The organism is Acidovorax sp. DW039 (assembly GCF_037101375.1).
Lineage (GTDB): Bacteria > Pseudomonadota > Gammaproteobacteria > Burkholderiales > Burkholderiaceae_C > Acidovorax.
The window spans coordinates 978593-995070 of record NZ_AP029019.1 but is presented as its reverse complement, the minus strand read 5'-3'; the positions used below and the strand labels follow the sequence as shown (position 1 = coordinate 995070).

Sequence of the window (16478 nt, the reverse complement as noted above, 5' to 3'; positions counted from 1 at the left end):
GCCTGCGCTTTACCAATAAGCGCAGGATCCATTTTTTACTTCATCAAAGCGCCAGAATCAGCTTTTCCAGCTTGACCGCATCCACCGCAAACGCGCGAATGCCCTCGGCCAGCTTCTCGGTGGCCATGGCGTCTTCGTTCAGGGCGTAGCGGAAACCGGCTTCGTCGTAGTTCACGGCGGGCAGGTCCATGACTCGGGCTTCGTCAGCGCTCAGGGCACGCTGCAGGGGGGCTTCGCTGGCGGCCAGTTGGGCCAGCAGTTCAGGGGCAATGGTCAGCAGGTCGCAGCCTGCCAGCGCCGTGATCTGGCCGATGTTGCGGAAGCTCGCGCCCATCACCTCAGTCGCAATGCCAAAGCGCTTATAGTGGTTGTAGATCTGCGTGACGGACTGCACGCCCGGGTCATTGGCACCGCTGCGTGCGGCTTCGTCCCAGCTCGCGCCCGCCTGCTTCTTGTACCAGTCGTAAATGCGCCCCACAAAAGGCGAGATCAGTTGTACCTTGGCCTGACCACAGGCCACGGCCTGGCAGAAGGCGAACAGCAGCGTGAGGTTGGTGTGGATACCCTTGCGTTCCAGTTGCTCGGCGGCCTTGATACCTTCCCAGGTGGCTGCGATCTTGATGAGCACCCGGTCGATGTGGATGCCCTCGGCCTGGTACAACTCGATGATGCGCTCGGCACGGGTCACGGTGGCGCTGGTGTCAAAGCTCAGGCGCGCATCCACCTCCGTGGAGACACGCCCGGGCACGGTGGCCAGGATTTCGCAGCCAAAGCGCACCAGCAAGCGGTCGATGATTTCTTCCATGGCACGCCCCTTGAACTTGGCCACGGTGTCCTGCAGCAGGGGCGCGTACTCGGGCTTTTGCACCGCTTTCAGGATGAGGGAAGGATTGGTCGTCGCATCCTGTGGGCGGAACTGCGCCAGTTGCTTGAAATCGCCGGTATCGGCAACCACGGTGGTGAACTGTTTGAGGGCGTCGAGCTGGTTCATGGCGTAAGTCTTGGGGTAACAGGGAACAGGCAAAGGACATGCAGGCCACCCGGCCCACATCCGTGGCGCGCGCAGCCTCCAACCCGCAAGTGTAGACGGCCCGTTACTGCCATGGTCACGAACATGAAACCGAGTTACATTGCGGTTACTACGTTTTCGTCTTTGTGTGGAACTGACATGCTCGAACGCATCACCGCATCCCTGAGTTCCCTGGCCCCCGCTGAGCAGCGCGTGGCCAAGCTGGTGCTGACCGACCCCCGTGCCTTTGCCCGCCTGCCCGTGCGTGAGCTGGCTGAACGCGCCCATGTGAGCAAGCCCACCGTGGTGCGCTTTTGCCGCAGCATGGGGTACGACGGGCTGGCAGACTTCAAGCTCAAGCTGGTGGGCAGTGTTAGCGAAGGCGTACCCTTCATCCACCGCAGCGTGGATGTGGATGACAAGACGGGCGACGTGCTGGTGAAAGTGGTGGACAACGCCGTGGCGGCCTTCCTGCAATACCGCAACGCCGCCAGCACGGTGGCCCTGGAGCGCGCGGCAGGTGCGATCTCGGACACCTGGAAGAAAGGTAAGCGCATCGAGTTTTACGGCGTGGGCAACTCGGGCATCGTGGCGCAAGACGCGCAGCACAAATTCTTCCGCCTCGGGGTCACGTCGATTGCCACCAGCGACGGCCACATGCAGGTGATGAGCGCCACCCTGCTGCGGCCGGGTGACTGTGCCGTGATCATCTCCAACTCAGGCCGCACCCGCGACCTGATGGATGCGGCCGACATCGCCCGCAAGAACGGCGCCACCACCATCGCCATCACCGCCAGCGGCTCACCGCTGGCCAGCACCTGCAACATCCATCTGGCGGCCGACCACCCCGAAGGCTATGACCGCTACAGCCCCATGGTGTCGCGCCTGATGCACCTGCTCATCATCGATGTGCTGGCCACCTGCGTGGCGTTGCGCATTGGCGGATCGCTGCAGCCCATCCTGCAGCAGATGAAAGAAAACCTGCGGGCCAAGCGTTACGCCTGATCTGCGCAACGCTTTCATGAGGCGATAGCGCCACTCATTGGCGCTATCGCATGCACGTCATAACGGAATGGTCGCAGTACAGGTGGCGTTGCACATATTGCAGTGCGCGTCCCCACCAGTGCAACTCGTTTCATTGATGTTGTTGCCGTCGTCGCAAACCTCACCCGACTCCACGATGCCATTGCCGCAGACGGCTGGAGAAACTACAGGCGCAATATCCAACCAGGTACAGGTGGCTGTGCATATCCTGCAGCTGGATTCTCCGTTGGGACACGACCTCTCCGTCGTTGTATTGCCATCATCACAAGCCTCCCCCGGCTCCAGAATTCCGTTGCCACAAATGGGAGGTCGGGTTACTGGCGTGAGATCAAGATCCACCAGCGTACAGGTTGCACTGCAAACTGTGCAGCGGAACTGGCCATTAGGGCAGCTTGCCTCTGTAACGGTATTGCCGTCATCACAGGCTTCCCCGCTCTGCCGAATCCCGTCGCCACAGATGGAGGGAACCATGGGGACTACAGCAAGCCTTGCAACACTCCAGCTACCGGGCTTGTAGCGATTGCTCGCCCGGTACTCGAACTGGAAATTACCTGGCATGGTAGGTGCACCCACGGCGATGCTGCCGTCTGGCCGCACCATGAGAGAAGTGCCCGCTATAGGAACAGAGTCCCCTGCAGCCGCAGTAGTGGTGGAGCCTGCCACACGTACCTCCCGCACCTGCATGGCGGGGCTGCCCAGACTGTCATTGGCCAGCAAGCCTGGGGCGGGCACGGAAAGGGGTGTACCCACGGTCATGTTGTAAGGACCGTCATCCTGAGTCGCTCCGTCACGGATTCCAAGGTCCACGTCATAGCGAAGGTTCAGCGTCGTGCCCTCCAGCTGCGCATAGACCGCTGACAACTGCAGCGGGCCGGATGAAGCACTGCGGGCTATGGCCGGGGTGTTCCCCCAGTCAGCCGGGGCACCATCTCGCACGATGGCAGACCACGCCACCCCTACCACCAACAAAAGACACAACACGGCGCAAGACGCAGTCCACCGCCGAAATCGTGCTGAGCGTTGCGTTACCCAGCCCAGCAAAGCCGCCAGCCCCATCAATCCACCCAGTCCCAGTGCAGGCACTGCCACGGCTGTTGGCGGGGCCTGCAAGAGCACGCCACCTGCACCTGCGCCACTCGGCGAAAGCAATGCAGTTGCAGCCATGCTGCCGTCGGTAGTGCTGGCGGAGAAGCCCAGCCGCAGCGAAGCGACTGGAGCGAACAACTTGGCGTAACTCTCGACCACATCCACCTGTGCACCTGCTGCTGCAACGCCTAACGACCACCGCTGCGGTGACGCAGGAACGAAGCTGGCGTCTGTCACCAGCACACCCCCTTGGCAGACTTCTTGGGACACATCTCCCACAGGGTCTGTAGCGCTCAGGTCCACACGCGTGACGGATGCGATATCTGCCCCCGCAAAGACACCCGCAGCGGTAGTCACCGTACAGCCTGTGGCCGGATTGTTGTCGCTGTCGATCAAGGTGCGCAGCTCCATCACGGTCTGCGCATGCGCAGAGCCGTGCATCACCAGCCACCCCATGCACAGCGTTACAACAAGCCCCCAGACAAAACGGGACGGCCGACTCAAAGGGGAAACTGCTGCAAACATGGGGAGAGGAGATGTGGAGGAACAGTGCTGGCGGCAAGGCCACGCGAGAGACTGCTGCGGCGTATGCACCACGAGCAGCGGCGCATCATACAAATGGCTGGCGACCGCGCCAAACACTAAATGCGCAAGCTTTCAAGCTGAACACGGCCGCAACTGTCAACACATATTCAACCCACGACTGCGCCAGCAGAGCGGGCCTTCAACAGCCATGAGAGGGAGCGAAAAATCGCTGCCGGGGCATACCTTGATCCGGGCCTCTCAAGCCTCCCATCGCTTGAGCAGCAGTGTTGCATTCACCCCACCAAATCCGAAGCCATTGAGCATTGCGTGCTGCAGCGCCATTTTTCGAGGCTGCAGGGCGACCATGTCCAGGCCTTCGGCCAGCTCGTCAGGCTGCTGCAGGTTCAGCGTGCCGGGCACCACCTGGTCGCGCAGGGCCAGTGTGGTGAAGATGGCAGCCACGGCGCCTGCTGCGCCCAGCAGGTGACCTGTGGCGGATTTGGTGGAGGCAATGGCGACCGATTTGTCCGTGCCAAACACCCGGCGAATGGCGGCCAGCTCACCCCGATCACCGACATAGGTGGAGGTGGCGTGCGCGTTCAAATGCTGCACGTCACTGGCCGCCAAGCCTGCCTGGGCCAAGGCCATTTCCATGCTGCGGCGGGCACCGTCGCCGTCTTCGGGCCCTGAGGTGATGTGGTACGCATCTGCCGATGTGCCGTAACCCACCACCTCCGCCAGAGGCTTGGCACCGCGTGCCAGCGCATGATCCAGCGATTCGAGCACCAGCATGCCAGCGCCCTCGCCCATCACAAAGCCATCACGCGCCGCATCAAACGGGCGTGAGGACTGTTCGGGGTGGTCGGCAAAGCCCGTGGACAGGGCTTTGGCTGCCGCAAAGCCGCCCAGGCTCACGCGGTCGATGGCAGCCTCGGTACCGCCGCACACCGCCACATCGACCTCGCCGTAGCGGATCATGCGCGCCGCATCGCCAATCGCCTGCACGCTGGCAGCGCAGGCCGTTACCGGTGCGCCAATCGGGCCTTTCAAGCCATGGTGGATAGACACATGGCCTGCCGCCAGGTTGACCAGAAACGATGGCACGGTGAACGGCGACAGCCGCTGCGGCCCGCGCGTGTCGGTAGTGCGCACGGCTTCGGCAATGGCACCGAAGCCGCCGATGCCCGAGGCAATCACGGTGGCGGTGCGGGCCTTTGCGCCTTCGTCCTCGGGTGCCCAGCCCGCCTGGGTCAGCGCCTGTTGTGCCGCGCCCAGAGCAAAGGGGATGAAGCGGTCCATCTTGCGCAGGTCCTTGGCAGAGACCACAGTTTCGGGGTTCCAGCCGCCTTCAGGATCTTCTTCCGCCGTAGGCACCACGCCGCCAACCTTGGCCGCAAGGCCCTCCACCACCGCATCGGGCAAGCGGCGCAGGCCCGATGCACCTTGCAGCAGGCGACTCCAGGCCAGCTCAACCCCGCAGCCCAGCGGAGACACCAGCCCCATGCCGGTGATCACCACCCGCCGCACTTGCTGCGCTGCGCCTGTCGTGCCTTGCGTACCATTGTTTGTTGTTGCCATGCTCAGTCCTTTGAAGAGCGGCGCGGTTGCGCCAGCTATTTATGATTACGACCATCATCATAAAGGCGCACGGCTTTTTTGCTTACGATCATCATCAAAAACTGGCTCGCCATGAAAGTCTCCAAAACCCAGTCTGCTGAAAACCGCCAAGGCATCGTGGATGCCGCAGCACGTCTGTACCGGGAGCGCGGCCTCGCAGGCGTAGGGGTGGCTGACATCACGCGTGACGCGGGCCTGACCCACGGTGGCCTTTACCGCCACTTCGAGAACAAGGACGCCCTGGTGCGCGAAGCCTGCGCACGCGCATTCGACTGGTCCATCGCACCGCTGGATGGTGTGCAACTGCGTGGCGAAGCGGCGCCCACGGGGCTTGCAGCCAAGGTGGCCAGTTACCTGTCTGCAGAACACCGCGACCACCCCGGCGAGGGCTGCCCGGCGGCGGCACTGGCGGTGGATGCAGCCCGCGCAGGCAGCGAACTGTCTGCAGTATTTGCGCAGGGCATTGAGCGCAACATCGAACGCTTTGCCCGCGTCATTGAAGGCCTGCAAGAAGGCTCCCCCAGCCCCGAAAACCGCGAACGCGCACTGTGCATGCTGGCCACCATGGTCGGCGGCCTGGTACTGGCTCGCGCCACCGTGGCGGCCAACCCCACACTGTCGGACGAAATTCTGGCCACCCTGCGCGCGCACCTGAGCCCCCCCGCCGAACCAGCCAAAGCCTCTGCGACCTCATCCTCCAAAAAGCAAGGCAGAACCTCCAGCAAGGGCAAGGCCCCAAAGAAGTAAATGCCCTTCAGGCCGCCAGCGCCCATTCCATCAGCGCAAGCAGCTATCTATTCAATAGCAAAACCACGCTCCCCTCCCCACCCACCCAGCCAAGGGCCGAGCGAAGCAATGGCCCGAACGGCTGTTCGGCTGTTCGGCTGTTCGGCTCCCCCCCCTGCTGGCTGCGCCTGCGGCGGTGCGGTTGCGGGGTGGCATGGGCGTCGAAGCGCCCATGCTTCGTCAACTGACTCGCCGCAGTTGTCCGAGCGAAGCGCCCACGGCGCGCAGCGAGTTCTGCGGCGCACCCCGCAATCGCACCGCCGCAGGTTTGCCCCTTCGCACCGCGAAGGGGCCGCAGACTGGGGGTCGCCTTCTTTTGCCTTCTTTTCTTGGCGACGCAAGAAAAGAAGGTGCGCCGCCGGGCGCACATCCCGGCTCCCACCCTTGGCACAGGCATGCGGCCAGATCCACGCACAAGCCTTGGCTTCGACGAGATCAGCCCGAACGGTTGGGGGTGTGAGGCGGTGCCCTGGCTTCGACAGGCTCAGCCTGAACGGGTACGAAACACCCATGCAACCACTATCAATTCAATAGCTGCCAGCGCATATACATCCAGCGCCAGCCAACGTTTTCCCATAAAAACACCGCCCCACCCACTTCACAAAACCTGTGCGCAAACGCACATACCTCCAGCCCGCGCCCCACCAGACTACAGCTCTTCCAACACATTCAGCGCAAGGGACGCACCATGAACACAACGAACTTTGACAACGCCACCGCCACCTCCAACACCGACGACGCAGGCAAGCTCGTACTGCGCGTTGCCATCGGCCTGCTCGTGCTGCTGCACGGCATCTTCAAGATCACGCACGGTGTGGGCTTTATCGGCGGCATGCTCGACAAGGCCGGCCTGCCCGGGTTCCTGGCCTACGGCGTGTACATCGGCGAAGTGGTCGCGCCCCTGATGATGATGCTGGGCGTAGGTGCCCGCGCCGGGGCGGCCATTGTGGTGGTCAACATGCTGGTGGCCCTGGGCCTGGTGCACATGGGTGACCTGTTCGTCATCACCAAACAAGGCGGCTGGGCGCTGGAGCTGCAGGGCCTGTACCTGTTTGGCGCACTGGCCGTGGCCCTGCTGGGTGCAGGCCGCTACAGCGTGATGCCTCCCAGCCGCGTGAACTGAGAACGCTCTGTTTTTCATAGCTGCCAGCGCTCATGCATCAAGCGCTGGCAGGCGCTTTCACTTCAAAAGCTCCCAGCGGGCGCAGCATCCATCAATTAGCAAAGCTCTTGGTGCTGTACAGCTCCACGGGCAAGCGCTTGAGGGTGGGCAGGCCGGTCGCAGCATCCTTGGCCTGCTTGTCGATGTAGCTGAAGAACACATCGGCATCGAGCACACCAATGTCCAGACGACGCGCGGCGGGCACGGCGGCCAGGGTCTTGTAGCCATCGCCGCCCGTGGCGTTGAAGCTCAGCACAAACAGCTTGTAAGTCTTGCTCAGGTCGATGGCACTCCACACACCGGTGGTGGGGTTGCGCACTTCGATGTTGCTGGCGCGCGCGCCCTTAGCGGCCTTGGCATTCACATCAAAGCGCAGGCCGCCGGTGTAGGGGTACGGGCCGGTGGAGCCACCGGTGCCAAAGGTGGCTTCCAAGCCGTCTTCGAGCATGCCCTTCACCTCCTGCCCGGTCACGTCCAGGCGGAACAGCATGTTGCCAAACGGCAGCACCTGAATGACCTGCGCGGCCGTCACCGTGCCTTGCAGCGGCACGCGCACCCCACCACCGCTTTGCAAGGTGATATCGGCCCCGCCGTACTGGGCGTTGGCCACTTCCAGATAAGCCTGCGCCACCAGTTGCTGGATGTCACCGCCACGCAGGCTGACGCTGCCTTCAGCGTTGCAGGCAGCGCTGGAGCGGCTGTAGTCCACCGAGCCCACGCCGCCCGGCACGCGGCGCGAGCACAGCTCTTGCGGCACCACGGCGACCTGGGTCTGGTTGAACACGGCCACCTTGTCCTTGAAGGGCTGCAGCACCGCCGTGGCGCTGGCCGATGGCTGGGTGATGCGCAGGAAGCCCGTGGCTGCGGCGCTGGCCTTGAGGGCAGTCTTTTCCGCGTCGGTCGCCGCCTTGCCGCCGATGGTGAAGTTGTCGCCAATCAGCACATGCGGCGTGCCCTTGCACTGGGTGACGTTGCCCTGCGCGTCAAAGTTCACCTTCAGCTCGCCCACCACCTGGGCGTATTCCCACGCTTGCACCACGCACACGGGCTTGCCGTCCTTGTCGGTGAGCTGGGTGGGATACGCACCGCCGGGTGTGCCCACACCGGTGGTCGCCAGGGCGGCAGGGCCGAGCAGGGTGTGCGAATCTGCGCCCACCACCACGTCCACGCCGCTGAGCTTGGGCGCAATCTGCAGGTCGTACTCGTAGCCGACATGGCTCATGACGATGATCTTGTTGATGCCTTGGCCGCGCAGGCGGTCGATCTCGCGCTGGGCGGCGGTGGTCTCGTCTTCAAAGTTGGTGTCCGCGTCGGGGCTGGACGAGGCCTTGGTCTTTTGGGCAATGGTCAGGCCCACGATGCCGATCTTTTGCCCGCCGCGCTCCACCACGGTGGAGGGACTGACGTAGCCCGGCGCACGGCTGGGGTTCAGGGCTGAATTGGCGCCAAACTGCACGTTGGCGCTGAGCACTGGCGTCTTGCAGGTGCCCTTGCGCAGCAGGTCGATAAAGCCCTTGAGGCCGCTGTCGCCCTTGTCGAACTCGTGGTTGCCCAGCGTGAAGGCATCAAAGCACACGGTGTTCATCATGGCCGCATCGGCCTCGCCATTGGCTCCGGCGCGGTTGAAATACAGCGTGCCCGTCAGCGCATCGCCCGCGTGCAGCTTGAGCACATTGGTGCTCTGCGCCGCCAGCTCGCTGATGGCGGCCGTCACGCGCGGAAAGCCTGCGGCGTCCACTGCCACATCCACCGCGCCGGCGCCACCGGCGGAGAGCTTGAGGGTTTTGGACTTGCTCTCCAGCGTGGAGTGGTGGTCGTTGATGTGCAGGATGGTCAGCGTGAGCGGCTGGCCCGCGTCATCGCTGCCGGAGCCACCACAGGCAGCCACCATGCCTGCCACAGCCAGCGCCAGCGCACCCACGCGCACACTGCGTGCGACTTGCCACTGCTTTGCCCACATCGTTGTCATCGCCAATCCCTCTGTGTCGGTTCAACAAAAACCGAGATGGTGGGATGTGTGCATGACATGGCGATGAAATACGGGGCCGTTGCAGACCCCAAAGCCAACAGGCTCCCTCAGGAGCCTGTTTTGATAAAAATAGCCTCTAGCGCCCTACAAATAAGCTCAAGCAGCTATCAATTCAATAGCAAACCTCAGATGCGACCTTCTTCCACCGCATGGCACGCAATGCGGATGCCACCAAGGCTTTGCAGCTTGGGGCGCTCGGTGCGGCAGCGGTCGTTGGCGTGGGGGCAACGGGGGTTGAAGGCGCAGCCGGGTGGCGGGTTCAACGGGTTGGGCACCTCGCCCTGCACGGGGGTGCGCGCCTTGCCGGTGTCGTGCATCTTGGGGATGGCATCGAGCAGCATGCGCGTGTAGGGGTGGCGGGGCGACTCGAACAGCTGGTGTTTGTCGGCCAGTTCCACCAGACGGCCCAGGTACATCACGCCCACCTGATCGCTCACATGGCGCACCACCGCCAGGTTGTGGCTGATGAACAGGTAGGTGAGCTGCCGCTGGCGCTGCAGGTCTTTCATGATGTTGAGCACCTGCGCCTGCACCGACACATCGAGCGCGCTGGTGGGCTCGTCGCACACCAGAAATTCAGGCTCGGTGGCCAATGCGCGGGCAATGGAGATGCGCTGGCGCTGTCCGCCCGAGAACTGGTGCGGGTACTTGACCATGTCGAGCGGCGACAGGCCCACCGACTGCAGCAGCTCGCCCACACGTTGCTTGAGCTGGACCTTGTCGGTGATGAGGCCATGCTCGCGCAAGGGTTCGCCAATGATGTCTTCCACCAACCAGCGCGGGTTCAGGCTGGCGTAGGGGTCCTGAAAGATCATCTGGATGCGGCGGCGCATGGCCTTGGCATCGTTGCCCTTGAAGGCGGCGTGGGCGTCTTGCCCGTCGAACGTGAGACCGCCGCGCGTGGGATCGTACAAGCCCACCAGCAGGCGGGCCACGGTGCTTTTGCCGCAGCCAGATTCGCCCACCAGGGCCAGGGTCTTACCCTTTTCGATCTCGAAGCTCACGCCATCCACAGCGTGCAGCAGCGTGCGGGGCTTGCCCTCGAGCACGCGGTTGAGCCAGGGGGCCGAGACGTCAAAGGTCTTGGCCAGGTCGTGCGCCTGCACCAGGGGCTTGTGGGAAGAATTCACTGCGCTGCTCATGCGGCCACCTTGGTGTTGTCAGCAGCGTGCAGCCAGCAGGCGGCGCGGGTGTTTCCGGCGCTCATCAGGTCGGGGCGTTCGGTCATGCAGCGGTCAAAGGTTTTGGGGCAACGGGGGTTGTAGGCGCAGCCCTTGGGAATGGCGTTCAGGCGCGGCATGGCACCGTCGATCTGGTTCAGACGCTCGCGGTCTTGCTCCATGTCGGGGATGGAGGCCATGAGCCCTGCGGTGTACGGGTGCGATGGCTGGTTGATCACGTCGTGCACCGGGCCAATCTCGGCCACGCGCCCGGCGTACAGCACGGCTACGCGGTCGCAGGTTTCGGCAATCACCCCCATGTCGTGGGTGATGAGCATCACGGCCGCACCGCGCGATTTACAGATGTTTTTGAGCAGCGTGATGATCTGCGCCTGGATGGACACATCCAGCGCCGTGGTGGGCTCGTCGGCCACGATGAGCTTGGGCTCGGCCGCCAGGGCCAGGGCAATCACTACGCGCTGGCGCATGCCGCCCGAGAACTGGTGCGGGTAGTGGTCGATGCGCTCTTCGGCGGCAGGAATGCCGGTGTCCTTGAGCAGCTGGATGGCGCGCTGGCGAGCTTCTGCCGCATTCACGGGCAGGTGGGCCAGGATGGTTTCCGTCAACTGGCGGCCCACGGTGTACAGCGGGTTCAGCGAGGTGAGCGGGTCCTGAAAAATCGCGCCGATGCGGCGGCCACGGATGTGGCGCATTTCTTCATGGCCCAGGTTGTCGATGCGCTGGCCCTCCAGCAGGATCTGGCCCGAGGCCACACGGCCTGGAGGCTCCAGCAGGCCGATGATGGCTGCGCCGGTGAGCGACTTGCCCGCGCCCGATTCACCCACCACGCCCAGGATCTCGCCGGGAGCGATGGAGAAGGAAATGTCGTCCAGAGCGCGCAGGGTGCCGCGACGGCCCGGGAATTCGACAACGAGGTTTTTGACTTCTAGGAGACTCATGGGGTGGTCACTTCTTTTGCTCTTCGTGTTCAGCGCAGGCGGGGGTTCAGGGCATCACGCAGCCAGTCGCCCAGCAGGTTCACCGACAGGGCAATCAGCACCAGCATGACGCCGGGGAACACGGTGATCCACCATTCGCCCGAGAACAGATAGTCGTTGCCAATGCGGATCAGGGTGCCCAGCGAGGGCGACGTGGGCGGAGCCCCCACCCCCAGAAAGGACAGCGTGGCCTCGGTGATGATGGCCGTGGCGACCTGGATGGTGGCCAGCACCATCACCGGGCCCAGCACGTTGGGCAGCACATGCTTACGCATGATGCGAAGCGGTGACACGCCAGTGACGCGGGCGGCCTGCACGTATTCCTTGTTGCGCTCCACCAGCGTGGAGCCGCGCACCGTACGTGCGTATTGCACCCAGCCCGTGAGCGAGATCGACAAGATGAGCACACCAAATGCAAGGGATTCATGCGCGTTGGGAAACAGCGCACGGCCCACACCCGCAATCAGCAAGGCCACCAGAATGGCGGGGAAGGACAGCATCACATCGCACAGGCGCATGAGCACCGCATCGATCCAGCCGCCGCGAAACCCGGCCAGCAGACCCAGCGCCACGCCCACCACCACCGACAGGAGCACCGAGGCCAGCCCCACCACCAGCGAGATGCGGGCGCCATAGATCAGCGCAGACAGAATGTCGCGCCCCTGGTCGTCCGTGCCCAGCAGGTACTTGGAAGTGCCATGCTCATTCCAGGCCGGGGGCAGGCGGGCGTCGCCCAGCTCCAGCGTGGCCAGATCAAACGGGTTGTGCGGAGCCACCCAGCCTGCGAAGACCGAGCAGACCACGCACACCAGGGCAATGAAGGCCGCCAGCATCGCCATGGGCGAAGTGCGAAAGCTGTAGCCGATGTCGCTGTCGAACCAGCGGGCAAGTGTTTTTTTCATCGTAGAAACCAGAAACATCCGCGTGCGCGCATGGCTTGTGGCCAGCGGGTCTGCCCAGCCTGCACAGGGTTTGCACCCCGGCAGTGGTGGGCAGCGCAGCGGTCAATCAAACAAGAGAAAAAGATCAGGAAGCGTGCCCTGGCTCAGGGCGCTGGGCTCAGGGGATGCTGATCCACTTGAAATACATGAAGTTGTCGGCCAGCTGCACGAGCTTGACCTTCTTGTTCACGCCCCAGGCCAATGCCTGCTGGTGCAGGGGGATGTGGCCCACATCGGCAGCGTGCAAGTCGAACGCTTCCTTGATGTAGGCATTGCGTTTGTCCTTGTCGGTCTCCGCCTGGACTTTGAGAGTCAGCTCGTCCACCTTGGGGTTGCAGTAAGCCCCCAGGTTGAACTGGCCCGCGCCCTTGTCATCCACGCAGCGCATGATGGCATTCATGGCGTTGTGCGCGTCGTAGGTGGCGGGGGTCCAGCCCAGCATGTAGAAGCTGGTGTCGCGGCGCAGTACCTTGGGGAAGTAGGTGCCCTTGGTTTCTGCCTGCAGGTTGATCTTGACGTTGATGCGCGAGAGGTTGGCTGCCACGGTCTGGCAGATGCGGCCGTCGTTCACATAACGGTCGTTGGGGCAGTTCATCGACACTTCGAAGCCGTTGGGGTAACCCGCCTCGGCCATCAGCTTCTTGGCCGCTTCCACGTCATAGGGCAAACGCTTCATGTCAGGTTGAAAGCCGTTGATGCCCGGGCCCACCAGCTGTGCAGACGGGTTGGAGGCACCGCGCATCACGGTCTTCTTGATGCCTTCGATGTCGATGGCCTGGTAGAAGGCCTGGCGCACGCGCTTGTCCTTGAAGGGGTTCTTGCCCTTGACGTTGGAGTAGAGCAGCTCGTCACGCTTCTGGTCCATGCCCAGGAAGATGGTGCGCAGCTCAGGCCCCGTAATGGCGCGGGTGTTGGGGCTGCTGTTGACGCGGTCAATGTCCTGCACTGGCACAGGTTCCATCACATCCACCTCACCCGACAGCAGCGCTGCCACGCGGGTTGCGTCGTTACCGATGGGGGTGAACACCACCTCGCTCACGTTGCCTTCAATCTTGCCCCAGTAGGAGCCATTGCGAGTGAACACGGTGCGCACATTGGGCTGGCGCTCACGCAAGCGGAAGGGGCCGGTGCCATTGGCACGGAAGGAGGCGGCGTTTTCAATGCCCTTGCGACGATCCACTGGCACGGTGGCCTGGTTGGTCTCGCACCACTTCTTGCTCATGATGTAAACGAGCGAGAGCACATCCGGCAGGATGGGGAATGGCGTCTTGGTCTCAATCTCGACCGTGTGGCTGTCGATCTTGCGCACTTCCTTGAAGTCGTTGGTGTAGCTCTTCATGTCAGAGCCTTCGACCTGGGTGCGGGCGAGGCTGAACACCACATCGTCTGCCGTGAAGGGGGTGCCATCATGAAACTGGACACCCTTGCGCAGTTCAAAACGCCACACGGTGGGCGAGGTCTGCTTCCAGCTGGTGGCCAGCGCGGGGGCCAGGCTCAGGTCCTTGTTGCGGCCCACCAGGGGTTCATACACATTGCCTGTCACGCTCAACTGCAGGGTTTCGTTGAGAGAGTGCGGGTCCATGGACAAGGAGTCGCCCTGGTTGGCAATGCGCACCGTTTGCGCGCTGGCCACCATGCCTGCTGCAGACAAGGCAACACACAAGGCTGCCGCGGTCATTTTGCGTTGGATTTTCATGCGGTTCTCCTGGGGAGGGTGGGGAAAGGACTCAGGCGTTAAAGGAAAAAGCGCCGGACATGGCAAGCGGGCTCATCTGCCTCAAGGCATGGGCAGCGGCATGGCCCGCTCGATCAGGCTGGCGTGCAATGCCGAGCCCAAGGGCAGGATGTCGTCATTGAAGTCGTAGCGGCTGTTGTGCAGGGCACTGCCACTGGCACCGGTGCCCTGCCCTATGCGCAGATAGGCGCCGGGCTTGGTCTGCAGCATGAAAGAGAAGTCTTCTGCGCCCATGCTGGGCTCCAGGTCACGCACCACATGGTCAGCGCCCACCAGAGACTCGGCAACGTCGCCCGCAAAAATGGCTTCGCTTTCGGTGTTGATGGTTGCCGGATAGATGCGCTCGTAATGCACGGTGGCCGTGGCACCAAAGCCCAAGGCAATGGCGCTGCACAGTTCCTTGAGGCGGTTCTCGACCATCTCCTGCACCACGGGGTTGAACGTGCGTACGGTGCCCACGAGCGTGGCTGAGCCCGGCAAAACGCTGAATGCGCCCAGCTCGCCCGCCTTCATGGCGCAGAGGCTGACCACCGCGCTTTCGAGCGGCCGCACGTTGCGCGACACAATGCTCTGAGCAGCCGTGATGATCTGCGCGGCCACCAGCACCACATCCACCGTCTGGTAGGCATGGGCACCATGCCCTCCGCGGCCCGTGATCTCAATGGTGACACGGTCTGCGGCCGCCATCATGGGGCCGGGATTGATGCCGATGGTGCCGGGCTGCATGGCAGGCCAGTTGTGCATGGCATAGATGGATTGCACCGGAAAGCGGTCAAACAGACCGTCTTCCATCATCACGCGCGCTCCCGCAAAACCCTCTTCACCAGGCTGGAACACAAGCACGGCGGTGCCATCAAAGTTGCGGGTTTCTGCAAGGTAACGCGCCGCACCCACCAGCATGGCAGTGTGCCCGTCGTGCCCACAGCCGTGCATCAAACCGGGCTTGCAGGACTTCCATGCGAAGTCGTTGTGCTCTGCCAGCGGCAGCGCGTCCATATCTGCACGCAAGCCCACCATGGCGCCACTGGCCACACTGCGCCCGCGGATGACGGCCACGATACCGGTGCGGCCAATGCCTTCGTGGATCTCATCCACGCCACAGACCTTAAGGGCTTCTACCACCCGTTTGCCGGTGTAGACCTCTTCAAAGCCCAGCTCCGGGTGGGCGTGCAAGTCCCGCCGCAGGGCGGTCAGCTCAGGGTGGTATTGGGCAATGTGGGCAAATGCACGGCCCCCTGCCTTCATGCGAGGTGCCTGCATCAGTGCCCCCCTGCCTTGCCTACGCGCAGCCGTGGATCGACCACAAAGTACAGCAGATCCACCACCAGATTGATGACCACAAAAATCAGTGCAATCAGGCACAGGTAAGCGGCCATCACGGGAATGTCGGCAAACGTTACCGCCTGGATGAACAGCAGGCCCATGCCTGGCCACTGGAACACGGTCTCGGTGATGATGGCAAATGCGATGAGCCCACCCAGTTGCAGCCCGGTGATGGTCATCACGGGCACCAGCGTGTTCTTGAGGGCATGCCCAAAATGGATGGCACGGTTGGACAGGCCACGAGCCCGGGCGAACTTGATGTAGTCGGTGCGCAGCACTTCCAGCATCTCAGCCCGCACGAGACGCATGATCAATGTGAGCTGGAAGATGGCCAGCGTGATGGCAGGCAGAGTGATGTGGTGCCAGCCCTTGGCTGTGAGCAACCCGGAACTCCACCAGCCGAGCTTGACCACTTCACCCCGCCCAAAGCTGGGGAACCAGCCGAGGGTGACGGAAAACACCAGGATCAGCAAGATACCGATGAGGAAGGTGGGCAGCGAGACGCCCAGCAGGGAAATCGTCATGAACAGCTGGCTGGTGAATGTGCCGCGCTTGAGGGCGGCATAAACACCCATGGGCACACCGACCAGCAGGGCTAGGAACGCGGCAACCAGCGCCAACTCCAGGGTGGCCGGAAAGCGCTCGGCAATCAGGCGGGACACCTTCGCCCCTTGACGCAGGCTCAACCCAAACTCACCTTGCGCAGCATTGACCAGGAAGTGCCAGAACTGCACAAAGAAGGGCTTGTCGAGCCCAAGCGAGGCCCTCAGCTCACGAATCTGCTCGGGGGTGGCATCCTGCCCCAGCAAAAACACCACCGGATCCCCCACGTACTGGAACAGCATGAAGGCGATGAAGGCCACCGTGACCATCACGATCACTGCCTGGATGAGGCGGCGGAGAATAAAAGCAAGCATCGGAGCGTCGAGTTGGTTTTCGAAAGCGTGACATCGCCGCTTTTGGCCGCCATGTCACTTTATCGGGAACAAACGCCGTGGTCATGATGAAGCACGAAGACCGCGGCGGGAAAAGTTTCGCAAAAGACTGTCGGTCTACGGGACAG

At 63.0% G+C, this 16478-nt stretch carries 13 protein-coding genes; 3 read left to right on the top strand and 10 right to left on the bottom strand.

All coding sequences use genetic code 11. From position 1 onward, the window contains the following. Window positions 1–43: 43 nt before the first annotated feature. Window positions 44–991, bottom strand: coding sequence for a transaldolase (gene tal, locus AACH87_RS04485; RefSeq protein ID WP_338797544.1), 948 nt, complete (start codon window positions 989–991; stop codon window positions 44–46). Window positions 992–1168: 177 nt separating this feature from the next. On the opposite strand from tal, the gene AACH87_RS04480 reads away from it, so the two are divergent. Continuing rightward, window positions 1169–2014 carry an SIS domain-containing protein gene (locus AACH87_RS04480; protein WP_338797543.1) on the top strand — a complete coding sequence of 282 codons (846 nt, stop codon included), beginning with the start codon at window positions 1169–1171 and terminating at the stop codon, window positions 2012–2014. Window positions 2015–2071: 57 nt separating this feature from the next. Here AACH87_RS04480 and AACH87_RS04475 read toward each other — a convergent pair whose 3' ends face one another. Continuing rightward, window positions 2072–3664, bottom strand: a complete 1593-nt coding sequence (locus AACH87_RS04475; protein ID WP_338797542.1) for a hypothetical protein — start codon at window positions 3662–3664, stop codon at window positions 2072–2074. A gap of 258 nt (window positions 3665–3922) precedes the next feature. Beyond that, window positions 3923–5242, bottom strand: a complete 1320-nt coding sequence (fabF, locus tag AACH87_RS04470) for a beta-ketoacyl-ACP synthase II (RefSeq protein ID WP_338797540.1) — start codon at window positions 5240–5242, stop codon at window positions 3923–3925. 111 nt (window positions 5243–5353) lie between these two features. On the opposite strand from fabF, the gene AACH87_RS04465 reads away from it, so the two are divergent. Then, a complete protein-coding gene (locus AACH87_RS04465) occupies window positions 5354–6028 on the top strand; it encodes a TetR/AcrR family transcriptional regulator (RefSeq protein ID WP_338797538.1) in 675 nt (224 codons plus the stop codon). Window positions 6029–6755: 727 nt separating this feature from the next. After that, the gene (locus tag AACH87_RS04460; protein ID WP_338797536.1) at window positions 6756–7190 is read left to right on the top strand and encodes a DoxX family protein; all 435 of its coding nucleotides are present in this window, start codon (window positions 6756–6758) and stop codon (window positions 7188–7190) included. Between the two features lie 91 nt (window positions 7191–7281). On the opposite strand, the gene AACH87_RS04455 is transcribed toward AACH87_RS04460, so the two are convergent. The 7 genes from AACH87_RS04455 to AACH87_RS04425 all read right to left on the bottom strand — a co-directional run bounded on the left by AACH87_RS04455 (window position 7282) and on the right by AACH87_RS04425 (window position 16332). After that, window positions 7282–9198 carry a 5'-nucleotidase C-terminal domain-containing protein gene (locus tag AACH87_RS04455; protein WP_338797534.1) on the bottom strand — a complete coding sequence of 639 codons (1917 nt, stop codon included), beginning with the start codon at window positions 9196–9198 and terminating at the stop codon, window positions 7282–7284. Between the two features lie 185 nt (window positions 9199–9383). Beyond that, window positions 9384–10400, bottom strand: a complete 1017-nt coding sequence (locus AACH87_RS04450; RefSeq protein WP_338797533.1) for a dipeptide ABC transporter ATP-binding protein — start codon at window positions 10398–10400, stop codon at window positions 9384–9386. Continuing rightward, complete coding sequence (locus tag AACH87_RS04445; RefSeq protein WP_338797532.1) at window positions 10397–11377, bottom strand: ABC transporter ATP-binding protein; 981 nt, start codon at window positions 11375–11377, stop codon at window positions 10397–10399. Before AACH87_RS04445 ends, AACH87_RS04450 begins: the two co-directional genes overlap by 4 nt. Window positions 11378–11406: 29 nt before the next feature. Beyond that, entirely contained in the window at window positions 11407–12318 is a 912-nt protein-coding gene (locus AACH87_RS04440) for an ABC transporter permease (RefSeq protein ID WP_338797531.1), read from the bottom strand. A gap of 157 nt (window positions 12319–12475) precedes the next feature. Then, entirely contained in the window at window positions 12476–14053 is a 1578-nt protein-coding gene (locus AACH87_RS04435) for an ABC transporter substrate-binding protein (RefSeq protein WP_338797530.1), read from the bottom strand. An 81-nt stretch (window positions 14054–14134) separates the two neighbouring features. Then, window positions 14135–15352, bottom strand: a complete 1218-nt coding sequence (locus AACH87_RS04430; RefSeq protein ID WP_338797529.1) for a M20 aminoacylase family protein — start codon at window positions 15350–15352, stop codon at window positions 14135–14137. Further along, window positions 15352–16332 (bottom strand): ABC transporter permease, encoded by a 981-nt coding sequence (locus tag AACH87_RS04425; protein ID WP_338797528.1) that lies wholly within the window; start codon window positions 16330–16332, stop codon window positions 15352–15354. The genes AACH87_RS04430 and AACH87_RS04425 overlap by 1 nt, the downstream gene beginning before the upstream one ends. Between the last annotated feature and the right edge of the window lie 146 nt (window positions 16333–16478).